Origin of the sequence: Pseudomonas jessenii (assembly GCF_002236115.1) — a bacterium.
Taxonomy (GTDB): domain Bacteria; phylum Pseudomonadota; class Gammaproteobacteria; order Pseudomonadales; family Pseudomonadaceae; genus Aquipseudomonas; species Aquipseudomonas jessenii.
Genome location: NZ_NIWT01000004.1, coordinates 640,389 through 662,353, shown reverse-complemented (window position 1 = coordinate 662,353; position 21,965 = coordinate 640,389). Strand labels below are relative to the sequence as shown.

Sequence of the window (21,965 nt, the reverse complement as noted above, 5' to 3'; positions counted from 1 at the left end):
CAGGAAAGGATTCACTCCGAGCAATGCTCAGGCTAAAGACCAAGGCATGGTCCAAGTACGCGCTGAAAAAAGACGCGATTGTATTCCGTGACGGTTCGACGACAGTGAGTCGGCCAACCAATCAGCCCAGGTAGATGGCGAACTATGACTTCTAAAAACAACCCGGCCACTGCGGTAACCGATCTGACGTTGAGCCCCGCGGCCAACAGCCCGTCATCACCTAAGCCATCGATTCAATCGCGCCCGTTGGCGACCCAGCAATACCTGTACTTCACCGAAACCAACACCGACCGCATCCTCGACAACCTCGACGGCCTGCGCGACATGGTGTTCCCGCGCGCACCGCACCTGGAAGGCGACAGCGAACAGCACAGCGATCAGGAATTCCCGTCGGTATGCCTGATCGGCTTGGGCCGCTGTGGCTCGAACATTGCGCTGGACGTGGCGGAACTGGTGTACAACGCCCGCAAGTTCTACCTCAATGAATTCAACAACGAAGATCGCCTGTCGCCGGACAAGCGTTTTGCCGAAAAGGGTTACAGCCCGGCCCAGTGGATCCGCAACAACCTGCGCCTGGGCCAGAACAAAAACACCAAGCCGGTGTTTCTGGTCGAGCCGCTGGTGATGCTCGGCGACCTGGACAAGGACATCGCCGGGCGCATCCGTTTCTCGCGCAAGGGCGAAAAAAGCGGCTTTCTGCGCGACTACAGCAAGATGAAGATCATGGATCTGTCGGAAGTCCACGCCGGTGGCGCCGGTAACGCGCCGATCCTCGGCCAGTACCTGGCCAAGATCATCCTGAACAAGGACACCCAGCGTTTCTCCAGCCCCGACTGGAAAATGATTCACTCGTACCTGATCGACAGCTGCGGCATCAAGGCCAACCAGTCGCGCCTGTATTTCTCGATCTTCAGTGCCGGCGGCGGTACCGGTTCGGGCATGGCCTCGGAGTTCGGCCTGGCCCAGCAGCACTCGTACATGAACAAGACGTTCGACACCAAGCCGATGGACGAGCACGACAGCAAGAGCGGCCACTCCTTCGTCTTCGAACCGATCTTCACCAGTGGCATCTGTGTACTGCCGAACATTTCAGATCACCGCAGTGAAATGTCCGAGGCGCTGCACATCAACGCCGGACGCCTGTTGTGCAAATACCTGTCGGAAGAGTGGGACTTCTCCTACAACTTCGCCAACGAAGACAGCAGCGAAGCCAGCGTCATGGGCCGCATCCGCCCATGGAACGCGATGATGCTGATCTCCAACGACATCATGCGTTACGCCGAAGAGAACGATGACGGCAATATCCAGAACATTGATGTCAATGCCATGGAAAAGCATGCCAACCAATACATCTCGCAGCAGATCTTCAACATTCTGACGGCCCAGGCGGTGACCACCGACTACGACCAGAACTATTTCCGTCGTGCCGGCATCGACATCGGCGAAACCATCCGCCTGGACGCCAACGACCTGTTCATGAGCCTGGCCGGCCCGGTGGCGATTGCCTACGCCGAGTCCGTGGTGCCGGAAACCCCGGCGCCGAGCAGCGACAAATTCAAGGTGTTCGAGAAAGAGCCGCAACGCCTGAACATCGACGACCTGTTCTTCCGCTCGATCGACCTGCCGCACTTCAACAAGGTCACCCAGGCCATCGAGGGCATCAGCCTGTTGCCGATCGAGTCCAAGCGCTATCGCGCGTCACTGGAGCAGTACAAGAACTCGGGTTACGACGCGGCGGCCCTGCATGACCTGCACTTCTTCAAGAATTGCTCGTCGGTGGTGTCGATCGTTTCGTTGCCGAAGGACTACAAGCTGTCCTACATGGATTTGAACCGGTTGAAGACTCATCTCAACAGCCTGTTCCCCAACACCACGCTCAAGCGCTACGCGCTGGTGATCGGTGCTTCGGCCAACCTGTCGCTGACCACCCTGATCGCCAAGAGCCCGTGCCTGTCGGACGATTTCCTGACGCTGATCGTGGCCTTCATCAAGCGCTGCTTCGCGAAAAACCCGTACCGCTTCGACGAGACCCTGGACAACTCGATCCTGGACTTCATCATCAACGAACAGTTCGATGAAGACCGGATTGACGAACTACTCAACGAATTCGAGAACCCGGCGAAGATCCTCGATACTAACTGGTACGCGATCAAGCCGATGTACGAGAAGAAGTACCGTGAGCTGATCAACGACAAGGACAAGTTCGTCTCGATCAACGACATTCGCCTGTCCCGGGATTGCGTGAAGAAATCGATCAAGTACCTGCGCGAGATCTACCGTCACCGCATCGGCAAGACCAAGGTTATTTCGTTGAATAACCATACGGGCAAAACGGCTTAACAAGACCCGAAAACTCACCGCCCCTATCGCGAGCAAGCTCGCTCCCACAGTTGACCGCGTTCTGTTTGAAAGAATGCGATCCCTGTGGGAGCGAGCTTGCTCGCGATGGCGGCCTTGAATTACTGCAAATCAACATTCAGAAACAATTGAGCAGACGTTCAGTTGCCCTCCCAACTGTTCCCGTTACGTTTACGTCACCGTGAGGCTGTGGCCTTTCTCTACGGCAACATGCCATCACGCTACTCGGCTACACACTTTTCCCTCAGAAACGAACGCACCAATCAGGTGCAACCTTTTAAGCCTGCGCCCTTTCCTGGATCAGAATCCACGGCGAAACAACCACGGCCCACAGCTGTGGATCACGTTCAAAAAGATCCAGCGCCCGCGTTTCAGAGAGCTTGCCGAGCTTGTCGGCGGCCAGCCAGGCAGCCACTTTCTCCCCTTCATCCTGGGCAACGGCCTCGGCGGCGGCGATCAGATCCAGGCCAGGATCGACCCACAATAGGGCACCCTTGGCGAAGAACGGCTCCAGCTCTTTCCAGGTAATAGATGCGGTTTCACCAAGCAGCTTGGCATAGAGGGTGCTAGGTTCTTGATTCATGGGACTGTCCGGAAAAGAAATCGACGCGAATGATAACGTCGGTGGACTGGCAGAAAAACCCGGATGCAATTGAGTGACCGAAATGAAAAGCGCAGGAAAGCCAGAGAATGCACTGAATACGGCTATAAGCCCCTCAACACCCCGCCGCAATTCTGTCTTTTACTTTCAATAAAGCGACACTTGCAGGTTTTGTCCCCCGGCGCTGCCTTCCCAGGCTGACAATCGGCGCTCTACACTGTACCGGTACAGTTGCCGAGGGACTTTTCCGGGGAATGTCGCAGATATCCGACCCGGTTCTGCTGCTTTCGGCGCCAGGACTATAAAAACTACAACAGTAAGAGTGGAGCACTATGACTAAGGCTACTAAGCAGATTTCCAAACTGTTTGCCGCTATGGTTCTGGCCGGGGTTGCCAGCCATTCGTTCGCAGCTGACACCATCAAGATCGGCATCGCCGGCCCTAAGACCGGCCCTGTAGCCCAATACGGCGACATGCAGTTCAGTGGCGCCAAAATGGCCATCGAGCAAATCAACGCCAAGGGCGGCGTGGACGGCAAGAAACTCGAAGCCGTTGAATACGATGACGCGTGTGATCCGAAACAAGCTGTGGCAGTCGCGAACAAGGTCGTCAACGACGGCGTCAAGTTCGTAGTCGGTCACTTGTGCTCCAGCTCCACTCAACCGGCTTCGGACATCTACGAAGACGAAGGCGTGATCATGATCACCCCGGCTGCCACCAGCCCGGACATCACCGCCCGTGGTTACAAAATGGTGTTCCGCACCATCGGTCTGGACAGCGCCCAGGGCCCTGCTGCCGGTAACTACATTGCCGACTTCGTAAAACCGAAGATCGTTGCTGTTCTGCACGACAAACAGCAATACGGTGAAGGCATCGCCTCTGCCGTGAAGAAAACCCTGGAAGGCAAAGGCGTCAAGGTTGCCGTGTTCGAAGGCGTCAACGCCGGCGACAAAGACTTCTCCTCGATGATCGCCAAACTCAAGCAAGCCAACGTCGACTTCGTCTACTACGGCGGCTACCACCCGGAGCTGGGCCTGATCCTGCGTCAGTCTGCGGAAAAAGGCCTGAAAGCCAAGTTCATGGGTCCGGAAGGCGTGGGTAACGACTCCATTTCGCAGATCGCCAAGGACGCTTCCGAAGGCCTGCTGGTGACCCTGCCGAAATCCTTCGACCAGGATCCGGCCAACGTTGCCCTGGCTGATGCGTTCAAAGCCAAGAAAGAAGATCCAAGCGGTCCGTTCGTGTTCCCGGCCTACTCGGCTGTGACCGTGATCGCCGACGGCATCAAGGCTGCCAAGTCCGAAGACTCCGCCAAAGTGGCTGAAGCCATCCACGCCGGCACCTTCAAGACGCCTACCGGCGACCTGAGCTTCGACGAGAAAGGCGACCTGAAAGACTTCAAATTCGTGGTTTACGAGTGGCACTTCGGCAAACCAAAAACTGAAGCCAAGCCTCAGTAAGGCGTTGCCAGACTGACTGCCAATAAAGCCCACGGCGTGCCGTGGGCTTTGTTTTACGAACGTATCTGGGCCGCGCTGGCGTGATCCGCCAGTCTCCCCACCTGAAAATCTCAAAACCGTCATCAGCGGTTCGCTGGCAAACCCCGAATTCGAAGTGGATGCAGATCCACGGGGCTCGGGCGGGAAAATGACTCCACCAGTGAAATGCGTATCAGGTTTTTAGGAGCGCTGTAATGCCTGACATCTATCACTTCTTCCAACAGCTGGTTAATGGCCTGACCATTGGCAGCACGTATGCCCTGATCGCCATCGGCTATACGATGGTCTACGGCATCATTGGAATGATCAACTTCGCCCACGGCGAGGTGTACATGATTGGCTCCTACGTGGCGTTCATCGCCATCGCCGGGCTGGCCATGCTGGGACTCGACAGCGTGCCGCTGTTGATGACCGCCGCTTTTCTCGCAACCATCGTTGTAACCAGTGCCTACGGCTACAGCATCGAACGGATCGCCTACCGCCCCTTGCGCGGCAGCAACCGTCTGATCCCGCTGATCTCCGCCATCGGCATGTCGATCTTCCTGCAGAACACCGTTCTGCTGGCGCAAGACTCCAAGGACAAATCCATCCCCAACCTGATTCCGGGCAACTTTGCCTTTGGGCCAGGTGGCGCACATGAAGTGCTGATTTCCTACATGCAAATCGTGGTGTTCGTGGTGACTCTCGTCGCCATGCTCGGCCTGACCCTGTTCATCTCCCGCTCTCGCCTGGGCCGCGCCTGCCGTGCCTGTGCCGAAGACATCAAGATGGCCAACCTGCTGGGTATCAACACCAACAACATCATCGCCCTGACCTTCGTCATCGGTGCCGCTCTGGCAGCCATCGCCGCCGTGCTGCTGAGCATGCAATACGGCGTGATCAACCCGAACGCCGGTTTCCTCGTCGGCCTCAAGGCCTTCACCGCCGCGGTACTGGGCGGTATCGGCAGTATTCCGGGCGCCATGCTCGGCGGGCTGGTACTGGGTGTGGCGGAAGCCTTTGGTGCCGATATCTTCGGCGACCAGTACAAGGACGTCGTGGCGTTCGGCCTGCTGGTTCTGGTGCTGTTGTTCCGGCCAACCGGCCTGCTGGGCCGTCCGGAGGTTGAGAAGGTATGACTAGGAATCTTAAACAGGCGCTGTTCAGCGCTTTGCTGGTGTGGGCCGTGGCCTACCCGGTACTCGGTCTGAAGCTGACCATCGTCGGCATCAACCTCGAAGTTCATGGCACCAGCGACGCCACCCTGATCACCATCGCGGTGTGCTCGGTGCTGATGTTCCTGCGTGTGCTGTTCGACCAGCAGATCAGCTCGGCCTGGCGCTCTTCGCCGAGCATGCCGCTGATCCCGGCCAAGGCCAGCAACTTCCTGACCCTGCCGACCACCCAGCGCTGGATCATCATCGCGCTGATCGCCGGTGCCCTGGTCTGGCCGTTCTTCGGCTCTCGCGGTGCGGTCGATATCGCTACGCTGGTGCTGATCTACGTGATGCTCGGCCTCGGCCTGAACATCGTGGTCGGCCTGGCCGGTCTGCTCGACCTCGGTTACGTCGGTTTCTATGCCGTCGGCGCCTACAGCTACGCGCTGCTGTCGCACTACTACGGCCTGAGCTTCTGGATCTGCCTGCCGATCGCCGGCCTGATGGCGGCCACCTTCGGCTTCCTGCTCGGTTTCCCGGTGCTGCGTTTGCGTGGTGACTACCTGGCGATCGTGACCTTGGGCTTCGGTGAAATCATTCGTCTGTTCCTGCGTAACCTGACCGGCCTCACTGGCGGTCCGAACGGTATCAGCAACATCGAGAAGCCAACGTTCTTCGGCCTGACCTTCGAACGTAAAGCCGCGGAAGGCCTGCAAACCTTCCACGAGTACTTCGGCCTGGAATACAACTCGATCAACAAGGTGATCTTCCTCTACCTGGTTGCGCTGTTGCTTGCCCTGGGTGCGCTGTTCGTCATCAACCGTTTGCTGCGCATGCCGTTGGGCCGCGCCTGGGAAGCGTTGCGTGAAGACGAAATCGCCTGCCGTGCCCTGGGCCTGAACCCGACCGTCATCAAACTATCGGCCTTCACCCTGGGTGCGAGCTTCGCCGGTTTCGCCGGTAGCTTCTTCGCTGCCCGTCAGGGTCTGGTGACGCCGGAGTCCTTCACCTTCATCGAGTCGGCGATCATCCTCGCCATCGTGGTGCTGGGTGGCATGGGCTCGCAGTTGGGCGTGATCCTCGCTGCCGTGGTGATGATCCTGCTGCCGGAAATGATGCGTGAGTTCAGTGAGTACCGCATGTTGATGTTCGGTGCCTTGATGGTACTGATGATGATCTGGCGCCCTCAGGGTCTGCTGCCCATGCAACGTCCTCACATGGAGCTGCGCAAATGAGCCGCGAGATCCTTAAAGTAGAAAACCTGAGCATGCGCTTCGGCGGCTTGCTGGCGGTCAACGGCGTAGCCTTGAGCGTGAAAGAGAAACAAGTGGTTGCGCTGATCGGCCCCAACGGCGCCGGCAAGACCACCGTGTTCAACTGCCTGACCGGCTTCTACAAGCCGAGTGGCGGCAGCATCCTGCTCGACGGCGAAGCGATCGAAGGCCTGCCGGGCCACAAGATTGCCCTCAAAGGCGTGGTGCGCACCTTCCAGAACGTGCGGTTGTTCAAGGACATGACGGCGGTCGAGAACCTCTTGATCGCCCAGCATCGTCACCTGAACACCAACTTCCTGTCCGGCCTGTTCAAGACCCCGTCGTTCCGCAAAAGCGAGCGCGAGGCCATGGATTTCGCCGAATTCTGGCTGGAAAAGGTCAATCTCAAGGAGTTCGCCAACCGTCCGGCCGGCACCCTGGCCTACGGTCAGCAACGTCGTCTGGAAATCGCCCGTTGCATGATGACCCGCCCGCGGATCCTCATGCTCGACGAACCGGCTGCCGGCCTGAACCCGAAGGAAACCGAGGACCTCAAGGCGCTGATCAGCATGCTGCGTGAAGAGCACAACGTCACCGTGCTGCTGATCGAACACGACATGAAGCTGGTCATGAGCATTTCCGACCACATTGTCGTGATCAACCAGGGCACGCCCCTGGCCAACGGCACGCCGGAACAGATCCGCGACAATCCTGAAGTGATCAAAGCCTACCTGGGGGAAGCGTAAATGCTGCAGTTCGAAAACGTTTCCACCTTCTACGGCAAGATCCAGGCCCTGCACAGCGTCAACGTCGAAGTCCGCCAGGGTGAGATCGTGACCCTGATCGGTGCCAACGGTGCCGGTAAGTCCACGTTGCTGATGACGCTTTGCGGTTCGCCGCGCGCCCACAGCGGCAGCATCCGCTACATGGGTGAGGAACTGGTCGGCCAGGACTCTTCGCAGATCATGCGCAAGAGCATCGCCGTGGTGCCGGAAGGTCGTCGGGTGTTTTCCCGACTGACCGTTGAAGAAAACCTGTCCATGGGTGGTTTCTTCACCGCCAAGGGCGACTATCAGGAACAGATGGACAAGGTTCTCGGACTTTTCCCACGCCTGAAAGAACGCTTCAACCAGCGCGGCGGCACCATGTCCGGCGGCGAACAGCAAATGCTCGCCATCGGTCGTGCGCTGATGAGCAAGCCCAAGCTGTTGCTGCTCGACGAGCCATCGCTGGGCCTGGCACCGATCATCATCCAGCAGATCTTCGACATCATCGAACAGCTGCGCAAGGACGGTGTGACCGTGTTCCTGGTCGAGCAGAACGCCAACCAGGCGCTGAAGATCGCTGACCGAGCCTACGTTCTGGAGAACGGCCGGGTGGTGATGACAGGCACCGGTGAAGCGCTGCTGACCGACCCGAAAGTGCGTGATGCGTACCTCGGTGGCTAATCCTTTGCGGTAAATGAAAAACGGCCTTCGCGGGCCGTTTTTTTATGCCCCCCCTATAGCTACATAGACCCTCTTCTGTAGGAGCGAGCTTGCTCGCGAAAAACTGGAGGGCGCCATGTTCATTCAGACAGCCCTCGTCATCGTTAACGTCCATCGCGAGCCGGCTCGCTCCCACAGGACATTTACAGCCTGTCCAACGCCTCCCCACTGCGCTTGAACCACCCGATCAAATAATCCGCCAGTACCTGCGTGCGCTTGGGCAAACCGCCCTGATACGGATGCACCAGGTACATCGGCATGCTGCGGGTCTGATAATCGCGCAGCAGCCATCGCAAACGCCCGTCCGCCAGCTCTGTTGGCAAACAGTAGGATGGCAGGCGCGCAATACCGGCGCCGACCAGTGCGGCTTTCTTCAACAGGTTGTAGTGGTTGCTGGCGAACGGCCCCGACACTCGCACCCGCAACAACTCGTGCTGCTGGTGATACAGCCACTCTTCGCGGCCGCTGTAATGACTGTTGAGCAGGCAGCGATGCTCGGCCAGCGCCTGGGGGGTTTGCGGTTCACCGTATTGCTCCAGATAAGCCGGGCTGGCACAGGTCAGTTCTTGCCACGCCAACAGTGGACGCGCCACCAGTCGCTGGTCAATGGCCACGTCGGAACGAATCGCCAGATCGAAGCCGTCGCGAGACAGGTCGCGGTAGCTGTTGTTGAGCTCCAGCTCGATCTGCACCTGGGGATACCTGGCCGAGAACTCCAGCAACAGGCCATCGAAGAAGGTTTCCCCGAGCGACACCGGTACCGTCATCCGCACCGGGCCAGCCATGTCGTCCTTCAGGCGCGCCAGGGCCTGGCGGGCCCGCTCGACTTGCACTACCAGCGCCTGGGCCTGGGGCAACAACGCAGCACCGGCGGCGGTCAGGCTCAAGCGGCGGGTGGTACGTTGCAACAACACCACGGAAAACTGCGCTTCCAACTGGCTGATGCGCTTGGACAGCTGACCTTTGCTGCAACCAAGCTGCTGCGCCGCCAGGGTAAAACTCCCCGCCTCGATCAACACCGCGAACGCCGCCAGGTCATCCATCTCGCTCATGGATTGTTTCCATTTGAAAACCAAAGGTTGCCTATTAGTGCGCTTATCCGGAGAAAAAACCACCCTAAACTGAAACCTCGTTCAACCCATACGAGGATCAGCCCCCATGAAAATTCTTTTGATCGGCGCAGGCGGCACCATCGGTTCGGCAGTCGACAAGGAGCTGTCGCAACGCCACGAAATCATCCGCATCGGTCGCACCAGCGGCGACTTTCAAGTGGACATCAGTGACAGCGCCTCGATTCGCAAGCTGTTCGAGCAGACCGGCAAATTCGACGCACTGGTGTGTGCCGCCGGCAACGTGACCTTCGCACCGCTCAACGAGATGACCGAAGAGAGCTTTGCCCTGGGCCTGAAAGACAAGCTGATGGGCCAGGTCAATTTGCTGCTGATCGGCCGCGACTTCGCCAATGACGGCGCTTCGTTCACCTTCACCACTGGCGTGCTCAGCCACGACCCGATTCGCAGTGGCGCCTCGGCGGCGCTGGTCAACGGTGCACTGGACAGCTTCGTCCGCGCCGCCGCCATCGAGCTACCGCGCGGCCTGCGGGTGAACTCGATCAGCCCGAACGTCCTGGTCGAAGCCATGGGCAAATACGCGCCGTACTTCCGTGGCTTCAAGCCAGTTCCTGCGGCGGATGTGGCCTTGGCCTACGCCAAGAGTGTGGAAGGCCTGCAAACGGGTCAGACCTTTCACATCTGAAGATGAAAAATCGCAACCTGCGTCCGCGCCAATACAAAGTGGAGACGATAACCGGTTGTGATGAACGGTCAGGCTGAGTAACGTGGCGGCACCTGTCAGGAGACCCCAAGATGCGTGTTGCCCGTTCCTTAGTCCTCGTTGCCCTGCTTCCGCTGTTCGCCGCTTGCCAGTTGTTCGAGGGTGAGCGGCAGAACGCCTCCCATGTCGGCCAGACACGCATGCAAGGCCAGTTGACCGCGGCGGACGGCAAACTGCTGTTCCAGCCGTGCAACCAGACAAACCGCTACGTGGTCAACGACACGGGCGGTACCAGCGTCCTGCAGCAGGCCGCAAACCTGGCGGACAAGCAGGGCAAGCTGTTTGCCGACGTGCGCGGGCGGGTTGTGGCCGGCGGCGGTGGTGACGGCCAGCTCGATCTGGAGCAGTTGTACCGCGTCGAGCGCTCGGGCACCGCGTGCGACGATCCGAATTTCAAGTTGCTGATCCTGCGCGCCGCCGGCCACACCCCGGAGTGGAGCGTGAAAGTCAGCGGCAAAGGCATGGTCCTCGACCGGGCCGGCCAGCCGCCGTTGGCCGTGCCTTACGTCGAGGAGCAACTGGGCGATGGCCGTTTCAACCTCAGCACCGAAGCCAACAACCAGCACATCGAACTGTGGGTTGCACCGCAACGTTGCGTCGACAGCAGCACCGGCAGCATCCAGCACATGAGCGCCGAGCTGCGCATCGACGGTCAGGTACAGCGCGGCTGCGGGTATTTCGGCGGATCGCGCGACGACTGATCGTTTAAGCCTCACGGGCCTGCGCCTTTGAGGCTTATAATCGCGGGTTTCAAACGCCCTGGCGCAGTTGTGCGCCCCGCGAACCGGATCCCGCCATGTTACGAATCACCGAACTCAAGTTGCCGATCGACCATCCCGAAGAAGACCTGCGCCCTGCCATCGTGCAGCGCTTAGGGCTTGCCAGCGATGACCTGCTCGATTTCACCTTGTTCAAGCGCAGCTACGATGCGCGCAAAAAGTCCTCCGAACTGTGCTTCATCTACACCATCGACCTTGAAGTTCGCGATGAGGCGGCGGTACTGCACAAGTTTGCCGATGACCGTAACGTCAACGTGGCGCCGGATGTCAGCTACAAGGAAGTCGGCCAGGCGCCGGCCGATCTGAGCGTGCGGCCGATCGTCGTCGGCTTCGGCCCGTGCGGGATTTTCGCCGGGCTGCTGCTGGCGCAAATGGGCTTCAAGCCGATCATCCTCGAGCGCGGCACCGAAGTACGCCAGCGCACCAAGGACACCTGGGGCCTGTGGCGCAAAAGCGTTCTCAACCCGGAGTCCAACGTGCAGTTCGGTGAAGGCGGCGCGGGGACGTTCTCCGACGGCAAGCTCTATAGCCAGATCAAGGACCCGAAATTCCTCGGCCGTAAAGTCCTGCACGAATTCGTCAAGGCCGGTGCTCCGGAAGAAATCCTCTACGTCAGCAAACCGCACATCGGTACGTTCCGTCTGACCGGCGTGGTGGAAAACATGCGTGAGCAGATTCGCGCCCTGGGCGGTGAAGTGCGCTTCCAGCAGCGCGTCACCGACGTGTTGATCGAAGACGGCCAACTGGTCGGCGTCGAACTCAATGGCGGCGAACAGATCCACTCGAAACACGTGATCCTGGCCCTCGGCCACAGCGCCCGCGACACCTTCCGCATGCTTCACGGCCGTGGCGTGTTCATGGAAGCCAAGCCGTTCTCGGTGGGTTTCCGCATCGAGCACCCGCAGTCGCTGATCGACCGTGCGCGCCTGGGCAAGTACGCCGGCCACCCGAAACTGGGCGCCGCCGACTACAAGCTGGTGCACCACGCCAAGAACGGCCGTTCGGTCTACAGCTTCTGCATGTGCCCGGGCGGCACCGTGGTGGCGGCGACTTCCGAGCCAAACCGCGTGGTCACCAATGGCATGAGCCAGTACTCGCGTAACGAGCGCAATGCCAACTCCGGCATCGTCGTCGGCATCACGCCGGAAGTCGATTATCCAGGCGGTCCGCTGGCCGGTATCGAGCTGCAGGAACGCCTGGAGTCCCACGCATTCGTGCTGGGCGGCAGCAACTACGAAGCCCCGGCGCAACTGGTCGGCGATTTTATCGCGGGCAAACCGTCTACCGAACTGGGCAGCGTCGAGCCATCCTACAAGCCGGGCGTTGCCCTGGGTGATCTGGCACTGGCACTACCGGCATTCGCCATCGAAGCAATTCGCGAAGCCTTGCCGGCATTCGAGAAGCAGATTCGTGGTTACTCGCTGCACGACGCAGTGCTGACCGGGATCGAGACCCGCACCTCGTCGCCGCTGCGCATTACCCGTAACGAGTCGTTGCAGAGCCTGAACGTGAAGGGCTTGTTCCCGGCCGGTGAAGGGGCCGGTTATGCGGGCGGGATTCTGTCGGCGGGTGTTGACGGGATTCGCATTGCCGAGGCTGTGGCTCGGGATATCCTTGGCCTGGAAGCCTGATACGCGATCCCGAAACAATGCAAAACCCTGTGGGAGCGAGCTTGCTCGCGATAGCGGTAAATCAGTCAACATAGGTGTTGAATGTTATGCCGCCATCGCGAGCAAGCTCGCTCCCACAGGGGTATTCAATGTCTGAAAGATCTCAGATATTGGCGCGCAAAACCGAGTCCGGCAACGGCTCACCCCGCTCCACCGTCGCTGCCACCGCAGCCATCAAACCACTCAGCTCATACCCCTGAGCCTTGAGCCAGCCCTGATCGTAATAGGTCGTGGCATAGCGCTCGCCGCTGTCACACAGAATCGCCACCATCGACCCCGTCTCCCCCGCCGTCTTCATGTGCTGGGCGGCCATCAGTGCGCCGATCAGGTTGGTCCCGCTCGACCCGCCCACATGCCGTCCCAGACGCTCCGCCAGGTAGTGCATGGCCGCCAGCGACAAGGCATCCGGCACCTTGACCATCGCGTCGATCACCTTGGGCAGAAACGACGCTTCCACGCGCGGCCGGCCGATGCCTTCGATACGCGAGCCGTGGTCCAGTCGCAGGCTGGCATCGCCGGTCTGGTAGTAATCGAAGAACACCGAACGCTCGGCATCGGCACACAGCACGCGGGTGCCATGCTGGCGATAACGCACATATCTGCCCAGAGTGGCCGTGGTACCGCCGGTACCGGGGCTGGAAATCAGCCAGCTCGGTTCGGGATGCTGCTCGAAACGCATCTGCTGAAAGATCGACTCGGCAATGTTGTTGTTCGCCCGCCAGTCGGTGGCGCGCTCGGCGTAGGTGAACTGGTCGATGAAGTGCCCGTCGTGTTCACGGGCCAGGCGCTCGGACTCGGCGTAGATCTGGGTCGGATCGTCCACCAGGTGGCTTTGGCCACCGTAGAAGGCGATCTGCGCAATCTTCTCCTTGGACGTGGTCGCCGGCATCACCGCAATGAACGGCAAGCCCAGCATGCGCGCGAAGTACGCTTCGGAAATCGCCGTCGAACCGCTGGATGCCTCAATCACCGGCGCACCGGGCTTGAGCCAGCCGTTACACAGCGCATACAGGAACAGCGAACGGGCCAGGCGGTGCTTGAGGCTGCCCGTGGGGTGGCTGGACTCATCCTTGAAATACAACTCGATGCCTGGAAAACCCGGCAGCGGCAAGGGGATCAAGTGGGTGTCGGCGCTGCGCTGGAAATCGGCTTCGATGATCCGAATCGCTTCGCGGGACCACTGTCGGTTGTCGCTCATGATGGTTTTCTCGTTGTATCGGGCAGGAGTCGGCCTTTTGACAAGGCTCATCCAACAAGCTTAGGAAAAATCCTGCATCCAGCACAGGTACAGATGAAATCCAATACGCCCGGCAACTGCTAGGCTCAGGTCGGTGCCGAGGGATCACTCTGTAACGGCATATAACAAAAAAGAATATAACTTTTGTTTTAACAACTAACGGTACTTGTTAGGGTGTAACACCTTTTGAATTCATGGATGGAGAGCGACCTTGCCTCTGCGTAGCACTTTCACGCGTTTCTTTCAGTTGGAAGCTGCCAGCGGTCTGTTACTGATCGCCGCTGCCGTTCTGGCTCTGATCATCAACAACTCGCCGCTGTCGTGGCTGTACAACGGCCTGCTGGACACCCCCGTGGTGGCGCAGATCGGCGCACTGAAAATCGCCAAGCCCTTGCTGCTGTGGATCAACGACGGCCTGATGGCACTGTTCTTCCTGCTGATCGGCCTGGAAGTGAAGCGCGAAGTCCTCGACGGCCAGTTGTCCAAACCGTCGCAAATCGTCCTGCCCGGTGCCGCCGCCATTGGTGGCATGGTGGTGCCGGCGCTGATCTACTGGTACCTCAATCGCGACACGCCAGCCGCCCTGAACGGCTGGGCAATCCCGACCGCCACCGACATCGCCTTCGCCCTTGGCGTACTGGCGCTGCTGGGCAAACGGGTTCCGGTATCGCTAAAACTGTTCCTGATGACCCTGGCGATCATCGACGACCTTGGCGCGATCATCATCATTGCGATCTTCTATTCCGGCGCGCTGTCGACCCTGTCTCTGGCGCTCGCCGCGACCTGTATTGCGGCGCTGATCGGGATGAACCGGCTTGGCGTGGTCAAGCTCGGGCCGTACATGATCATTGGACTGATCCTCTGGGTCTGCGTGCTCAAGAGCGGTGTCCACGCCACCCTGGCCGGCGTGACCCTGGCATTCTGCATTCCGTTGCGCACGAAAAATGCCGAACCTTCGCCACTGCTTGCCCTGGAGCATGCCCTGCACCCGTGGGTCGCCTACGGCATCCTGCCACTGTTCGCCTTTGCCAATGCCGGCCTGTCCCTGAGCGGTGTCACCGTCGAGAGCTTCACTCACCACGTCCCCATGGGCATCGCCATCGGGCTGCTGCTGGGCAAGACCGTCGGTGTCTTCGGCCTGACCTGGCTGGCCGTGAAAACCGGTATCGCCGCCCTGCCCCAAGGTGCCAATTGGGGCCAGATACTGGGCGTGGCGATTCTCTGTGGCATCGGTTTCACGATGAGCCTGTTTGTCGGCTCGCTGGCCTTCGAGCCAGGCGTGAGTGATTTCGCCGGGATGGACCGCATGGGGATCTTGACCGGTTCGATTCTGGCTGCGCTGATCGGTTATGTGGTGACGGCGATGGCGAGCCGCAAGAACAGCGCGCTGGCTTCCTGATAAACCGCCATAACGGCCGGCATCAATCAGGACTCACCTGCTGAAAAACAAAAAACCCGATCAGTCACCTGATCGGGTTTTTTGTTTTTCAGCAGGTGTTTGCGCTTAGTGCGAAACGCGGCTGGTGCCATTCACACTTGCGATGCGCACACGTTCGCCAACACGGAACACTTCGTTCGGCTGAACTTCCTGAACGTAGGCGCGCATGCTGCCATCGTCTTCGCGCACGGTGATTTCCACACCCTGGGTGCGGGTCAGGCCTTCTTCAGCGGCTGAACCGAGCAGGCCACCGGCCACGGCACCAATAACCGCTGCAACGACGCTGCCTTTGCCGCCACCGATGGCACTGCCGCCAACGCCGCCGACCACTGCACCTGCAGCGCCGCCGATCGGGGTTTTGGTGCCTTCGATTTTCACCGGGCGCAATGCTTCGATGGTGCCCATGCGAACGGTCTGCACGCGACGCGCCTCGTCACGGGAGTAGGAGTCACCGGTCAGGCTCGATTGGCAACCAGTGAGCAACATCGCCATCGTGGAAAAGGAAGCAACCAGCAGAACAGACTTACGCATAGCATCAACTCCAAAAAAACAGTTGTTCATTAAACTCCGCTGCTTGACGCCTGTCACGGCATCGCCCGGGTAAAATTGGTTTGATTCAGGCTCCGTTAAGGCGCTTCCACGAACTCACACAGTAGCGGCAAATTCGCAAAGCCGCCCCACTGGCCAAGGATTTCCATGGATTACTTTATCATCGTCGTCACGACTGTTGCCGGTTTGTACTTCCATTGGTGGCTGTACGTGCGGATCAAACGCTGGATGGACCGCGACCTGGCGCTAGCGCTGGCGGGCAAGGACGAGCAGAAAAAAGCCTTCATGCTCGAACGATTGGCGAGTGCTCAGGCGCAGAAGATCAAGCGTCGAGACCTGCCGAAGTGGCTGGAGGCCGCTGCGGCAGGCTATCCCGATCGGTAGACTGCTCAGGGTGCCAGACGTTCAAGAATCCAGTCGGCGCCCTGCTGGCGGTAATTGAGGCGGTCGTGCAGGCGGCTTGGGCGACCCTGCCAGAATTCGATGCGTTCCGGCAGCAGGCGATAACCACCCCAGTGTTCCGGGCAATGGGGCTGGGTGTCGCTGAAACGTTGCTCGGTGTCCTTGAGCAGCGCTTCGAGCTCGCTACGATCGGCGATTACCTGGCTCTGCGGCGACGCCCAGGCTCCCAGGCGACTGCCCAGTGGACGAACCTGATAGTAGGCGTCGGACTCTTCAGGCGTCACCTTCACCACCCGCCCTTCGATGCGCACCTGACGCTCGAGCGCCGGCCAGAAAAACGTCATGGCCGCGAACGGATTCGCGGCCAGATGCTGGCCCTTGGCGCTTTCGTAGTTGGTGAAAAAGGTGAAGCCCAGTTCGTCCAGGCCCTTGAGCAACAGAATGCGACAGTGCGGTCGACCGTCCTGGTCAACGGTGGCCAGGGTCATGGCGTTGGCTTCCACCGGGACCTGTTCGGTTTTCACCGCGTCGGCGAACCATTGGTGGAACAACGCAAACGGCTCGGCCGGGGCTTGTGCCTCGGTCAAGCCATCACGGGTGTAGTCACGACGCATATCAGCCAGGCCCTGGGTCATGGCGCATTCCTTTTGGTTAACGAATCACTGCTTTGCAGTATCAGTGGCGGCGACTTTCTTGTCAGCCGTCGAGGCTTTGGCTGGCGTGGTCTTTTTTGCCGGCGTTGCGGTTTTCGCAGGTGTTTTCTTGGCCGGGGCTTTTTTCACCGGAGCTTTTTTCACCGCTGGAACCGCAGCCTTTTTAGTCGCAGGGGCCGGTGTCACAGGCTTGGCGACCGGCTTGGCGTCCGCGGCAGCAACCATGCTTACCGGGGCTGGAGCCGGCATGTTGTACTTGCTCAGCAGCGCGACCATGGTGTTTTGCGGGGTCACCAGCAGTTCCACGCGACGGTTCAACGCACGACCTTGCACGCTGTCGTTGGCGGCACGCGGCGCATCACCGCCCAGGCCACGCAGCATCAAGCGATCACGCTGCAAACCACTGAGACGGAAAATCGCCGCAACGGCCTGGGCACGTTCCTGGCTCAGTTTGACGTTGGCAGGCACAGCGCCGGACGTATCGCTGTGGCCGAGGATCAACACAGCGGTCTTTGGATCGGCTTCAAGGATCTTGGCAACGCGGGTGAACGGACCGAGCGTGACCGGCAGCAGCATGGCCGGACGATCAGGGTTGAACGAGCCTTCGACCGGCGCAGTCACCACCAGCACGTTTTCGCGGCGCTCGAGTTGCATGTTGCTGCCCTTGACCGCCTCCCGCAGACGCGGTTCATAGTCGTCAAGCCAGGCCTGGGTGACTTTCGGGTCGGGCATCGGCACAGCCTTGGCGGTGCTCTGCTCGCTACCGCCGAACGGCCAGTACCACTTGCTGCCGCTATCGGTTCCGGCCTTGGCCACCGCAACCGGTTTGACTTCAGGTTTCACCTCCGGCTTGACCACAGGCTTGCCGGCACTGTCGTCGGAACTGAACGGCCAGTACCAGTGGCTGCCGCTTTCAGTCTTGGCGACAGGTGCCGTCACGTCTTTCTGTGGAGTCTGTGCGCAACCGGTAATAGCGAAGCACAGGGCCAAGGCGAGGGTTTTATTGGATGACATTGGATATCCACAAGAATGAAGTCAAAAAAATCAGGCCGCATTGGCCGGTATAAACAAACACTTTGAAACTGAAAAGGTTATCGGGTTCCAGCCCTGGAACCCGATAGCCGTTTTTACAGACAAGTGGCCAGAGCCCGCACAAGCTTTTGCGCACGCGGGTCCATCAAGACGTACGGCCCCAGGGTATTTGTCACAAATCCGAAAGCCACGTCGTGCTCCGGGTCGGCAAAACCGATGGAGCCGCCGGCACCCGGATGACCGAACGCCCGCGGGCCAAGGCCGAAGGTGGCATTGGCAACGTCCGGTTGATCGAGCATGCAGCCCAGACCGAAACGGGTCCGGGTCAGTAAAGTCTTGTCCTCGCCGAGGCTGTGCTCGCGGGTCAGTTCATCGAGCATTTCGCTTTCCAGCAGGCTGCCGTCGAGCAGGCCGGCATAGAACCCGGCCAGGCTGCGGGCATTGCCATGGCCATTGGCGGCCGGCTGTTGCATGCGTCGCCACTCGGGCTTGTTGGTGCTGGTCATGATCGACGGAGGGTTGGTGAACGCCCGGGTCGTCATGGCCGCTGGCTCACGCATGGTCACTTGCAGCAGGCGCTGGGCGGCGGCATCGCCGACATTGCCCTTGCCCCGCGCAATGTGGGCCACGCGATGGAACTCTTCGTCGGCCAAGCCCACATGGAAGTCCAGCCCCAACGGTTTGGCGACCCGCGCGACAATGGATTCACCCGGCCCACGACCGTCGGCACGGCGCAGCAATTCGCCGATCAGCCAGCCATAGGTGATCGCCGCGTAACCGTGGCCTTCGCCCGGCGTCCACCACGGCGTTTCGGCGGCCAGGGCGTCGACCATGGTTTGCCAGTCGTAAAGGGCTTCGGGGGCCAGTAACTCGCGCAATGCCGGAAGGCCGGCCTGATGGCAGAGCAGTTGACGCAAGGTGACGGACTCTTTGCCGGCAGCGGCAAATTCGGGCCAGTAGCGCGCGACCGGGGCATCCAGTTGCAGCTTGCCTTCGGCCACCAATTGCAGCGCGGTGACAGCGGTAAAGGTCTTGGTGCAGGAGAACAGATTGGCGATAGTGTCGCTGTGCCAGGCCTCGGTCCCGTCCTTGTCGGCAGTGCCGGCCCACAGATCGAGGACGGTTTCGCCGCCGACCTGAATGCACAACGCTGCGCCACGTTCCTGGGGATCGTCGAACAGCGCCGCGAACGCCTCTCGCACCGCTTCGAACTTAAGCTCGTAATGACCCTGAATCTGCACCCGCAACTCCCCCGGATTAACGCTCTACAAAGTGGCGGGCATTGTTCCAGCCCTTGAGGGTTTTGGGAACAGGATTGGGCCGGGCGGTTGTGGCGAGGGGGCTTGCCCCCGTTGGAGTGCGTAGTGCTCCCAAATTTTTCGGCCGTTGCCGAGATTTTGGTGTTGCTACGCAACCCAACGGGGGCAAGCCCCTCGCCACAGAGTTTCAGCTTTTAATGGCCTTTGCCGGAGTGCCCGCCAGCACCCTTCCCCGGCCCCTTGCCGGCGTCGGCCTTGCGGCCGCCCTCGGCGTCGTGGCTGGCTTTGTCGGCGGCGGCCGCAGCCTTCTCGGCCTCTTTGCCCAATTGCTCGACTGTCGCCAGGTTGCTCTTGCGCACGCTGTCGACAAACCCCTGGAACGGCAGATCAGTGATGCCCACCAACCCGAAGTGACCGTTTTCGCCATCAAGCAGGCGCCCGGTGACCGGTTGATCGATGTACTGGAACCAATGCACGCCAACAATCGACGGCTCGCTCAATGCCTGCTTGAGGAAGTTGGCGTACGCCGGACCGCGGTCTTCCTCCTTCACCAAAGGCGTAACACCACCCCAGAACGGGCCACGATCAGCCGAGCCGAAATTGAACTCGGTGATCAGTACCGGTTTGTCGAGACTGCGCAGCCTGGCGAAGTCGTAACCATCCTGGGGTTGCAAGGTGTACATGTTGAAGCTCAACACGTCGCAATACTGGGCGCAGGACTCCACGGCCTCCGGCGTGCTGATGGCGAAACGGCCGCCGAGCAATAGCTGGTTCGGTGCGTGCCACTTGAGCGAGTCGGAGATGGTCTTGAAGTAAGTGTCGGCAAAGACCTTCTGGAAGTATTTGAAGTCGGCTTCGATTTCCGGGTGCTCGGCGCTTGGCAACGGCGGCACGAATCCCGGATCTTCCATCAGTTCCCAGGCCGCCAGATCGATGCCCCAGGCTTTCGACAAGCCAGCCTGATTGCGGTACTTGTCACGCAGCTGCTTGAGGAATGCGCGCTTGGCCGGCACGTCGGTGGTCATTTTCAAGGTGCCGTAGGCCAAGGCATACCGGGCTTTCGGGTCATCCCCGGGACCGGCCCAGGCCAGTTCGTTGTCGGCGTAGTAACCGATCAACCACGGATCGTCACGATGATCGCGGGTGGCAATGGCCACGGCACGTTCGGTGGCCATGGCGAAACGCGGGTCGAAGGGGTCGGGCATGCCGCCCCACCAGTCGGTACCGGTGCTGATGCTGGCGTAGTCGCCGACGATCGCCAGCGGCAAGGTGTAGGGCACGCGATCAGCGTCGCCCAATACGGATGCGCTCCAGTTGCCAATGGTGTTGAAGCCCCAGGCCTGCAAGCGATCAAGGGTGTGACTGGCCCAACGCTGCTCGTCGAACAGCGGCTTGCACGGTTCGGCGGTTTTTTGCTCGGCCGATTTCGCTACCGTCACTTCAGTCCTGGCCGCTTCGGCGACACCAGACTCGGCAGTTGCTGGCACTACAGGTTGCTCCGCCGCCTTGGCCGCGGTCGCCTCAACTGCATCCGCCTTGGCCGCCGCGGCGACGCCCGCCTTGGTATCGCTGCCCTTCACACACGGGTCGCCATACAGGCGTTGCAGGTTGGCACCGTAGAAGTCGTACCAGCGACCGGCATTGTAGCCACGCCCTTGATCGGCACCGTTGCCGCCGCGGTTGTCGCCTTCGCCGTAGTGGCTGGCGAGTGCGTCATCTGCTTTGGGCAGGGATTCGAACATCCACTCACGACCGGCAACGTAGGTCGGGTTGACGTCTGCAGCGACGGTGTTAACCCCGAGCGAATAAAACGGATGGCCTTGCGGCGTCACCAGATACCAGCGTCCATCGCGTTTCTCGGTGCGGAAAAAGCCACTGGCCTTGAAGGACGGGCCTTTGGTCAAACCACCGAACTTGTCCAGGGAGGACTTCTCGCGCTCGGCCAGCCAGGTTTTCAGTTGCTGCTGCTCCTTGCTGGCGGCGCTTTTCAGTTGTTCGTCACTGCTGATTTTTTCCGGCCATTTGTTTCGGGTCGACTGGCCGTAGGCATCCACCAACCCGCCATACACGGCTTGGGTTATCGACTCACCGTCCTGCACACCAAAGCGCTCCAGCAGGATGCTTTGCGCGGCTTTGGGCTGGTCCATCGACAGGCTCACCGACACCACCCGGCTGCGATCCAGCTCACCGGCGCTGCTGGCCAGCAACACTCGCTGCCCCTCAACGGTCATCGGCATCGGCGGGCCAGCCTTCATGCCCTGGCTCAGCGGTGATGTCGCCTGCAAAGGCACCAACAGGGTTTGCGCAGGCCCCGCCGGCAGATCGACACGGCTGACCAGTGTCTTGCCGTCGTTGCTCTGGATGGTCACGTACAGGGTCAAGGCCCAGTTCATGGCGCTCTGGATCCGCAGGCTCATGACGCCCGACTGCGACCAGTCCCAGGCGCCGCTTTGCGGGGTCAGGCGCAACGTCGGCCGGGCGACCGGGTTGAACGTCACCCGGCGCAGCACTTCGCCCTCGGGGGTTTGCTCGGCGTTGGATTGCGGCAGGCTGGCGTCCTGAGTCGCCACTTGGACCACGTCGGCGGGGCGCACAAAGTTGAACAGCGTCTGCTGGCTGGCGGGGGCGGCCAACAGCGGAGTTGCGAACAGCAGGGCAAAAACAGCAGGCAACGAACGGCAAATCATGAGAACGAAATTCTCCCTAACGACCTTCAATGGGCCAGTGGAAAAGCGATGGCAGAGAGATAGACAACGCGGCGGGCAAAACTGCCCACCGG

Annotated in this window: 19 protein-coding genes; 11 read left to right on the top strand and 8 right to left on the bottom strand. The window is 60.2% G+C overall.

Going from position 1 to position 21,965, the window contains the following annotated elements:
- The first annotated feature begins 144 nt into the window (after positions 1–144).
- Positions 145–2,340 (top strand): hypothetical protein, encoded by a 2,196-nt coding sequence (locus tag PSJE_RS16165; RefSeq protein WP_090453544.1) that lies wholly within the window; start codon positions 145–147, stop codon positions 2,338–2,340.
- A 295-nt stretch (positions 2,341–2,635) separates the two neighbouring features.
- Here PSJE_RS16165 and PSJE_RS16160 read toward each other — a convergent pair whose 3' ends face one another.
- Entirely contained in the window at positions 2,636–2,941 is a 306-nt protein-coding gene (locus PSJE_RS16160) for a DUF2288 domain-containing protein (protein WP_008052913.1), read from the bottom strand.
- Between the two features lie 350 nt (positions 2,942–3,291).
- Here PSJE_RS16160 and PSJE_RS16155 point away from each other — a divergent pair, with 350 nt between their 5' ends.
- The 5 genes from PSJE_RS16155 (at position 3,292) to PSJE_RS16135 (ending at position 8,295) form a co-directional block, all read left to right on the top strand.
- Positions 3,292–4,419 (top strand): branched-chain amino acid ABC transporter substrate-binding protein, encoded by a 1,128-nt coding sequence (locus PSJE_RS16155; RefSeq protein ID WP_046816661.1) that lies wholly within the window; start codon positions 3,292–3,294, stop codon positions 4,417–4,419.
- A 233-nt stretch (positions 4,420–4,652) separates the two neighbouring features.
- The gene (gene livH, locus PSJE_RS16150; RefSeq protein WP_007947264.1) at positions 4,653–5,576 is read left to right on the top strand and encodes a high-affinity branched-chain amino acid ABC transporter permease LivH; all 924 of its coding nucleotides are present in this window, start codon (positions 4,653–4,655) and stop codon (positions 5,574–5,576) included.
- A complete protein-coding gene (locus tag PSJE_RS16145; protein WP_057716102.1) occupies positions 5,573–6,829 on the top strand; it encodes a high-affinity branched-chain amino acid ABC transporter permease LivM in 1,257 nt (418 codons plus the stop codon). Before livH ends, PSJE_RS16145 begins: the two co-directional genes overlap by 4 nt.
- Positions 6,826–7,593, top strand: a complete 768-nt coding sequence (gene livG, locus PSJE_RS16140; protein ID WP_057716103.1) for a high-affinity branched-chain amino acid ABC transporter ATP-binding protein LivG — start codon at positions 6,826–6,828, stop codon at positions 7,591–7,593. Before PSJE_RS16145 ends, livG begins: the two co-directional genes overlap by 4 nt.
- On the top strand, positions 7,594–8,295 hold the full coding sequence (locus tag PSJE_RS16135; RefSeq protein ID WP_057716104.1) for an ABC transporter ATP-binding protein: 702 nt from the start codon (positions 7,594–7,596) through the stop codon (positions 8,293–8,295).
- Between the two features lie 182 nt (positions 8,296–8,477).
- Here PSJE_RS16135 and PSJE_RS16130 read toward each other — a convergent pair whose 3' ends face one another.
- The gene (locus tag PSJE_RS16130) at positions 8,478–9,386 is read right to left on the bottom strand and encodes a LysR family transcriptional regulator (protein WP_090453542.1); all 909 of its coding nucleotides are present in this window, start codon (positions 9,384–9,386) and stop codon (positions 8,478–8,480) included.
- Between the two features lie 106 nt (positions 9,387–9,492).
- Here PSJE_RS16130 and PSJE_RS16125 point away from each other — a divergent pair, with 106 nt between their 5' ends.
- From PSJE_RS16125 to PSJE_RS16115, 3 genes are all read left to right on the top strand, one after another.
- A complete protein-coding gene (locus tag PSJE_RS16125) occupies positions 9,493–10,089 on the top strand; it encodes a short chain dehydrogenase (protein WP_057716106.1) in 597 nt (198 codons plus the stop codon).
- Between the two features lie 110 nt (positions 10,090–10,199).
- Complete coding sequence (locus tag PSJE_RS16120) at positions 10,200–10,868, top strand: COG3650 family protein (protein ID WP_090453540.1); 669 nt, start codon at positions 10,200–10,202, stop codon at positions 10,866–10,868.
- A 95-nt stretch (positions 10,869–10,963) separates the two neighbouring features.
- On the top strand, positions 10,964–12,577 hold the full coding sequence (locus PSJE_RS16115) for an NAD(P)/FAD-dependent oxidoreductase (protein ID WP_090453539.1): 1,614 nt from the start codon (positions 10,964–10,966) through the stop codon (positions 12,575–12,577).
- 142 nt (positions 12,578–12,719) lie between these two features.
- On the opposite strand, the gene PSJE_RS16110 is transcribed toward PSJE_RS16115, so the two are convergent.
- Positions 12,720–13,817 carry a PLP-dependent cysteine synthase family protein gene (locus tag PSJE_RS16110; RefSeq protein ID WP_191622271.1) on the bottom strand — a complete coding sequence of 366 codons (1,098 nt, stop codon included), beginning with the start codon at positions 13,815–13,817 and terminating at the stop codon, positions 12,720–12,722.
- Positions 13,818–14,064: 247 nt separating this feature from the next.
- On the opposite strand from PSJE_RS16110, the gene nhaA reads away from it, so the two are divergent.
- Entirely contained in the window at positions 14,065–15,252 is a 1,188-nt protein-coding gene (gene nhaA, locus PSJE_RS16105) for a Na+/H+ antiporter NhaA (protein ID WP_057716110.1), read from the top strand.
- 105 nt (positions 15,253–15,357) lie between these two features.
- Here the strand turns inward: nhaA and PSJE_RS16100 are convergent, their stop codons facing one another.
- The gene (locus tag PSJE_RS16100; RefSeq protein ID WP_057716111.1) at positions 15,358–15,822 is read right to left on the bottom strand and encodes an outer membrane lipoprotein; all 465 of its coding nucleotides are present in this window, start codon (positions 15,820–15,822) and stop codon (positions 15,358–15,360) included.
- A 165-nt stretch (positions 15,823–15,987) separates the two neighbouring features.
- Here PSJE_RS16100 and PSJE_RS16095 point away from each other — a divergent pair, with 165 nt between their 5' ends.
- Positions 15,988–16,224, top strand: coding sequence for a hypothetical protein (locus PSJE_RS16095; protein ID WP_046041257.1), 237 nt, complete (start codon positions 15,988–15,990; stop codon positions 16,222–16,224).
- A 5-nt stretch (positions 16,225–16,229) separates the two neighbouring features.
- Here the strand turns inward: PSJE_RS16095 and pdxH are convergent, their stop codons facing one another.
- The 4 genes from pdxH to PSJE_RS16075 all read right to left on the bottom strand — a co-directional run bounded on the left by pdxH (position 16,230) and on the right by PSJE_RS16075 (position 21,873).
- Positions 16,230–16,877: a pyridoxamine 5'-phosphate oxidase gene (pdxH, locus tag PSJE_RS16090; protein ID WP_057716113.1), complete on the bottom strand. Its 648-nt coding sequence runs from the start codon at positions 16,875–16,877 to the stop codon at positions 16,230–16,232.
- 24 nt (positions 16,878–16,901) lie between these two features.
- Positions 16,902–17,909, bottom strand: a complete 1,008-nt coding sequence (locus PSJE_RS16085) for an OmpA family protein (RefSeq protein WP_090453535.1) — start codon at positions 17,907–17,909, stop codon at positions 16,902–16,904.
- A gap of 113 nt (positions 17,910–18,022) precedes the next feature.
- Positions 18,023–19,168 (bottom strand): serine hydrolase domain-containing protein, encoded by a 1,146-nt coding sequence (locus PSJE_RS16080; RefSeq protein WP_057716115.1) that lies wholly within the window; start codon positions 19,166–19,168, stop codon positions 18,023–18,025.
- Between the two features lie 212 nt (positions 19,169–19,380).
- A complete protein-coding gene (locus PSJE_RS16075) occupies positions 19,381–21,873 on the bottom strand; it encodes a beta-galactosidase (protein ID WP_090453533.1) in 2,493 nt (830 codons plus the stop codon).
- Positions 21,874–21,965 lie beyond the last annotated feature (92 nt).

What these genes read in the sequence shown, in the direction of transcription:
- PSJE_RS16115 (WP_090453539.1), top strand. Translation starts at nt 10,964, where the DNA reads ATGTTACGAATCACCGAACTCAAGTTGCCGATCGACCATCCCGAAGAA.
- PSJE_RS16095 (WP_046041257.1), top strand. Translation starts at nt 15,988, where the DNA reads ATGGATTACTTTATCATCGTCGTCACGACTGTTGCCGGTTTGTACTTC.
- PSJE_RS16120 (WP_090453540.1), top strand. Translation starts at nt 10,200, where the DNA reads ATGCGTGTTGCCCGTTCCTTAGTCCTCGTTGCCCTGCTTCCGCTGTTC.
- PSJE_RS16130 (WP_090453542.1), bottom strand. Translation starts at nt 9,386, where the DNA reads ATGAGCGAGATGGATGACCTGGCGGCGTTCGCGGTGTTGATCGAGGCG.
- PSJE_RS16155 (WP_046816661.1), top strand. Translation starts at nt 3,292, where the DNA reads ATGACTAAGGCTACTAAGCAGATTTCCAAACTGTTTGCCGCTATGGTT.
- PSJE_RS16160 (WP_008052913.1), bottom strand. Translation starts at nt 2,941, where the DNA reads ATGAATCAAGAACCTAGCACCCTCTATGCCAAGCTGCTTGGTGAAACC.
- livH (WP_007947264.1), top strand. Translation starts at nt 4,653, where the DNA reads ATGCCTGACATCTATCACTTCTTCCAACAGCTGGTTAATGGCCTGACC.
- PSJE_RS16075 (WP_090453533.1), bottom strand. Translation starts at nt 21,873, where the DNA reads ATGATTTGCCGTTCGTTGCCTGCTGTTTTTGCCCTGCTGTTCGCAACT.
- PSJE_RS16085 (WP_090453535.1), bottom strand. Translation starts at nt 17,909, where the DNA reads ATGTCATCCAATAAAACCCTCGCCTTGGCCCTGTGCTTCGCTATTACC.
- PSJE_RS16165 (WP_090453544.1), top strand. Translation starts at nt 145, where the DNA reads ATGACTTCTAAAAACAACCCGGCCACTGCGGTAACCGATCTGACGTTG.
- PSJE_RS16135 (WP_057716104.1), top strand. Translation starts at nt 7,594, where the DNA reads ATGCTGCAGTTCGAAAACGTTTCCACCTTCTACGGCAAGATCCAGGCC.
- livG (WP_057716103.1), top strand. Translation starts at nt 6,826, where the DNA reads ATGAGCCGCGAGATCCTTAAAGTAGAAAACCTGAGCATGCGCTTCGGC.
- PSJE_RS16100 (WP_057716111.1), bottom strand. Translation starts at nt 15,822, where the DNA reads ATGCGTAAGTCTGTTCTGCTGGTTGCTTCCTTTTCCACGATGGCGATG.
- pdxH (WP_057716113.1), bottom strand. Translation starts at nt 16,877, where the DNA reads ATGACCCAGGGCCTGGCTGATATGCGTCGTGACTACACCCGTGATGGC.
- PSJE_RS16125 (WP_057716106.1), top strand. Translation starts at nt 9,493, where the DNA reads ATGAAAATTCTTTTGATCGGCGCAGGCGGCACCATCGGTTCGGCAGTC.
- PSJE_RS16145 (WP_057716102.1), top strand. Translation starts at nt 5,573, where the DNA reads ATGACTAGGAATCTTAAACAGGCGCTGTTCAGCGCTTTGCTGGTGTGG.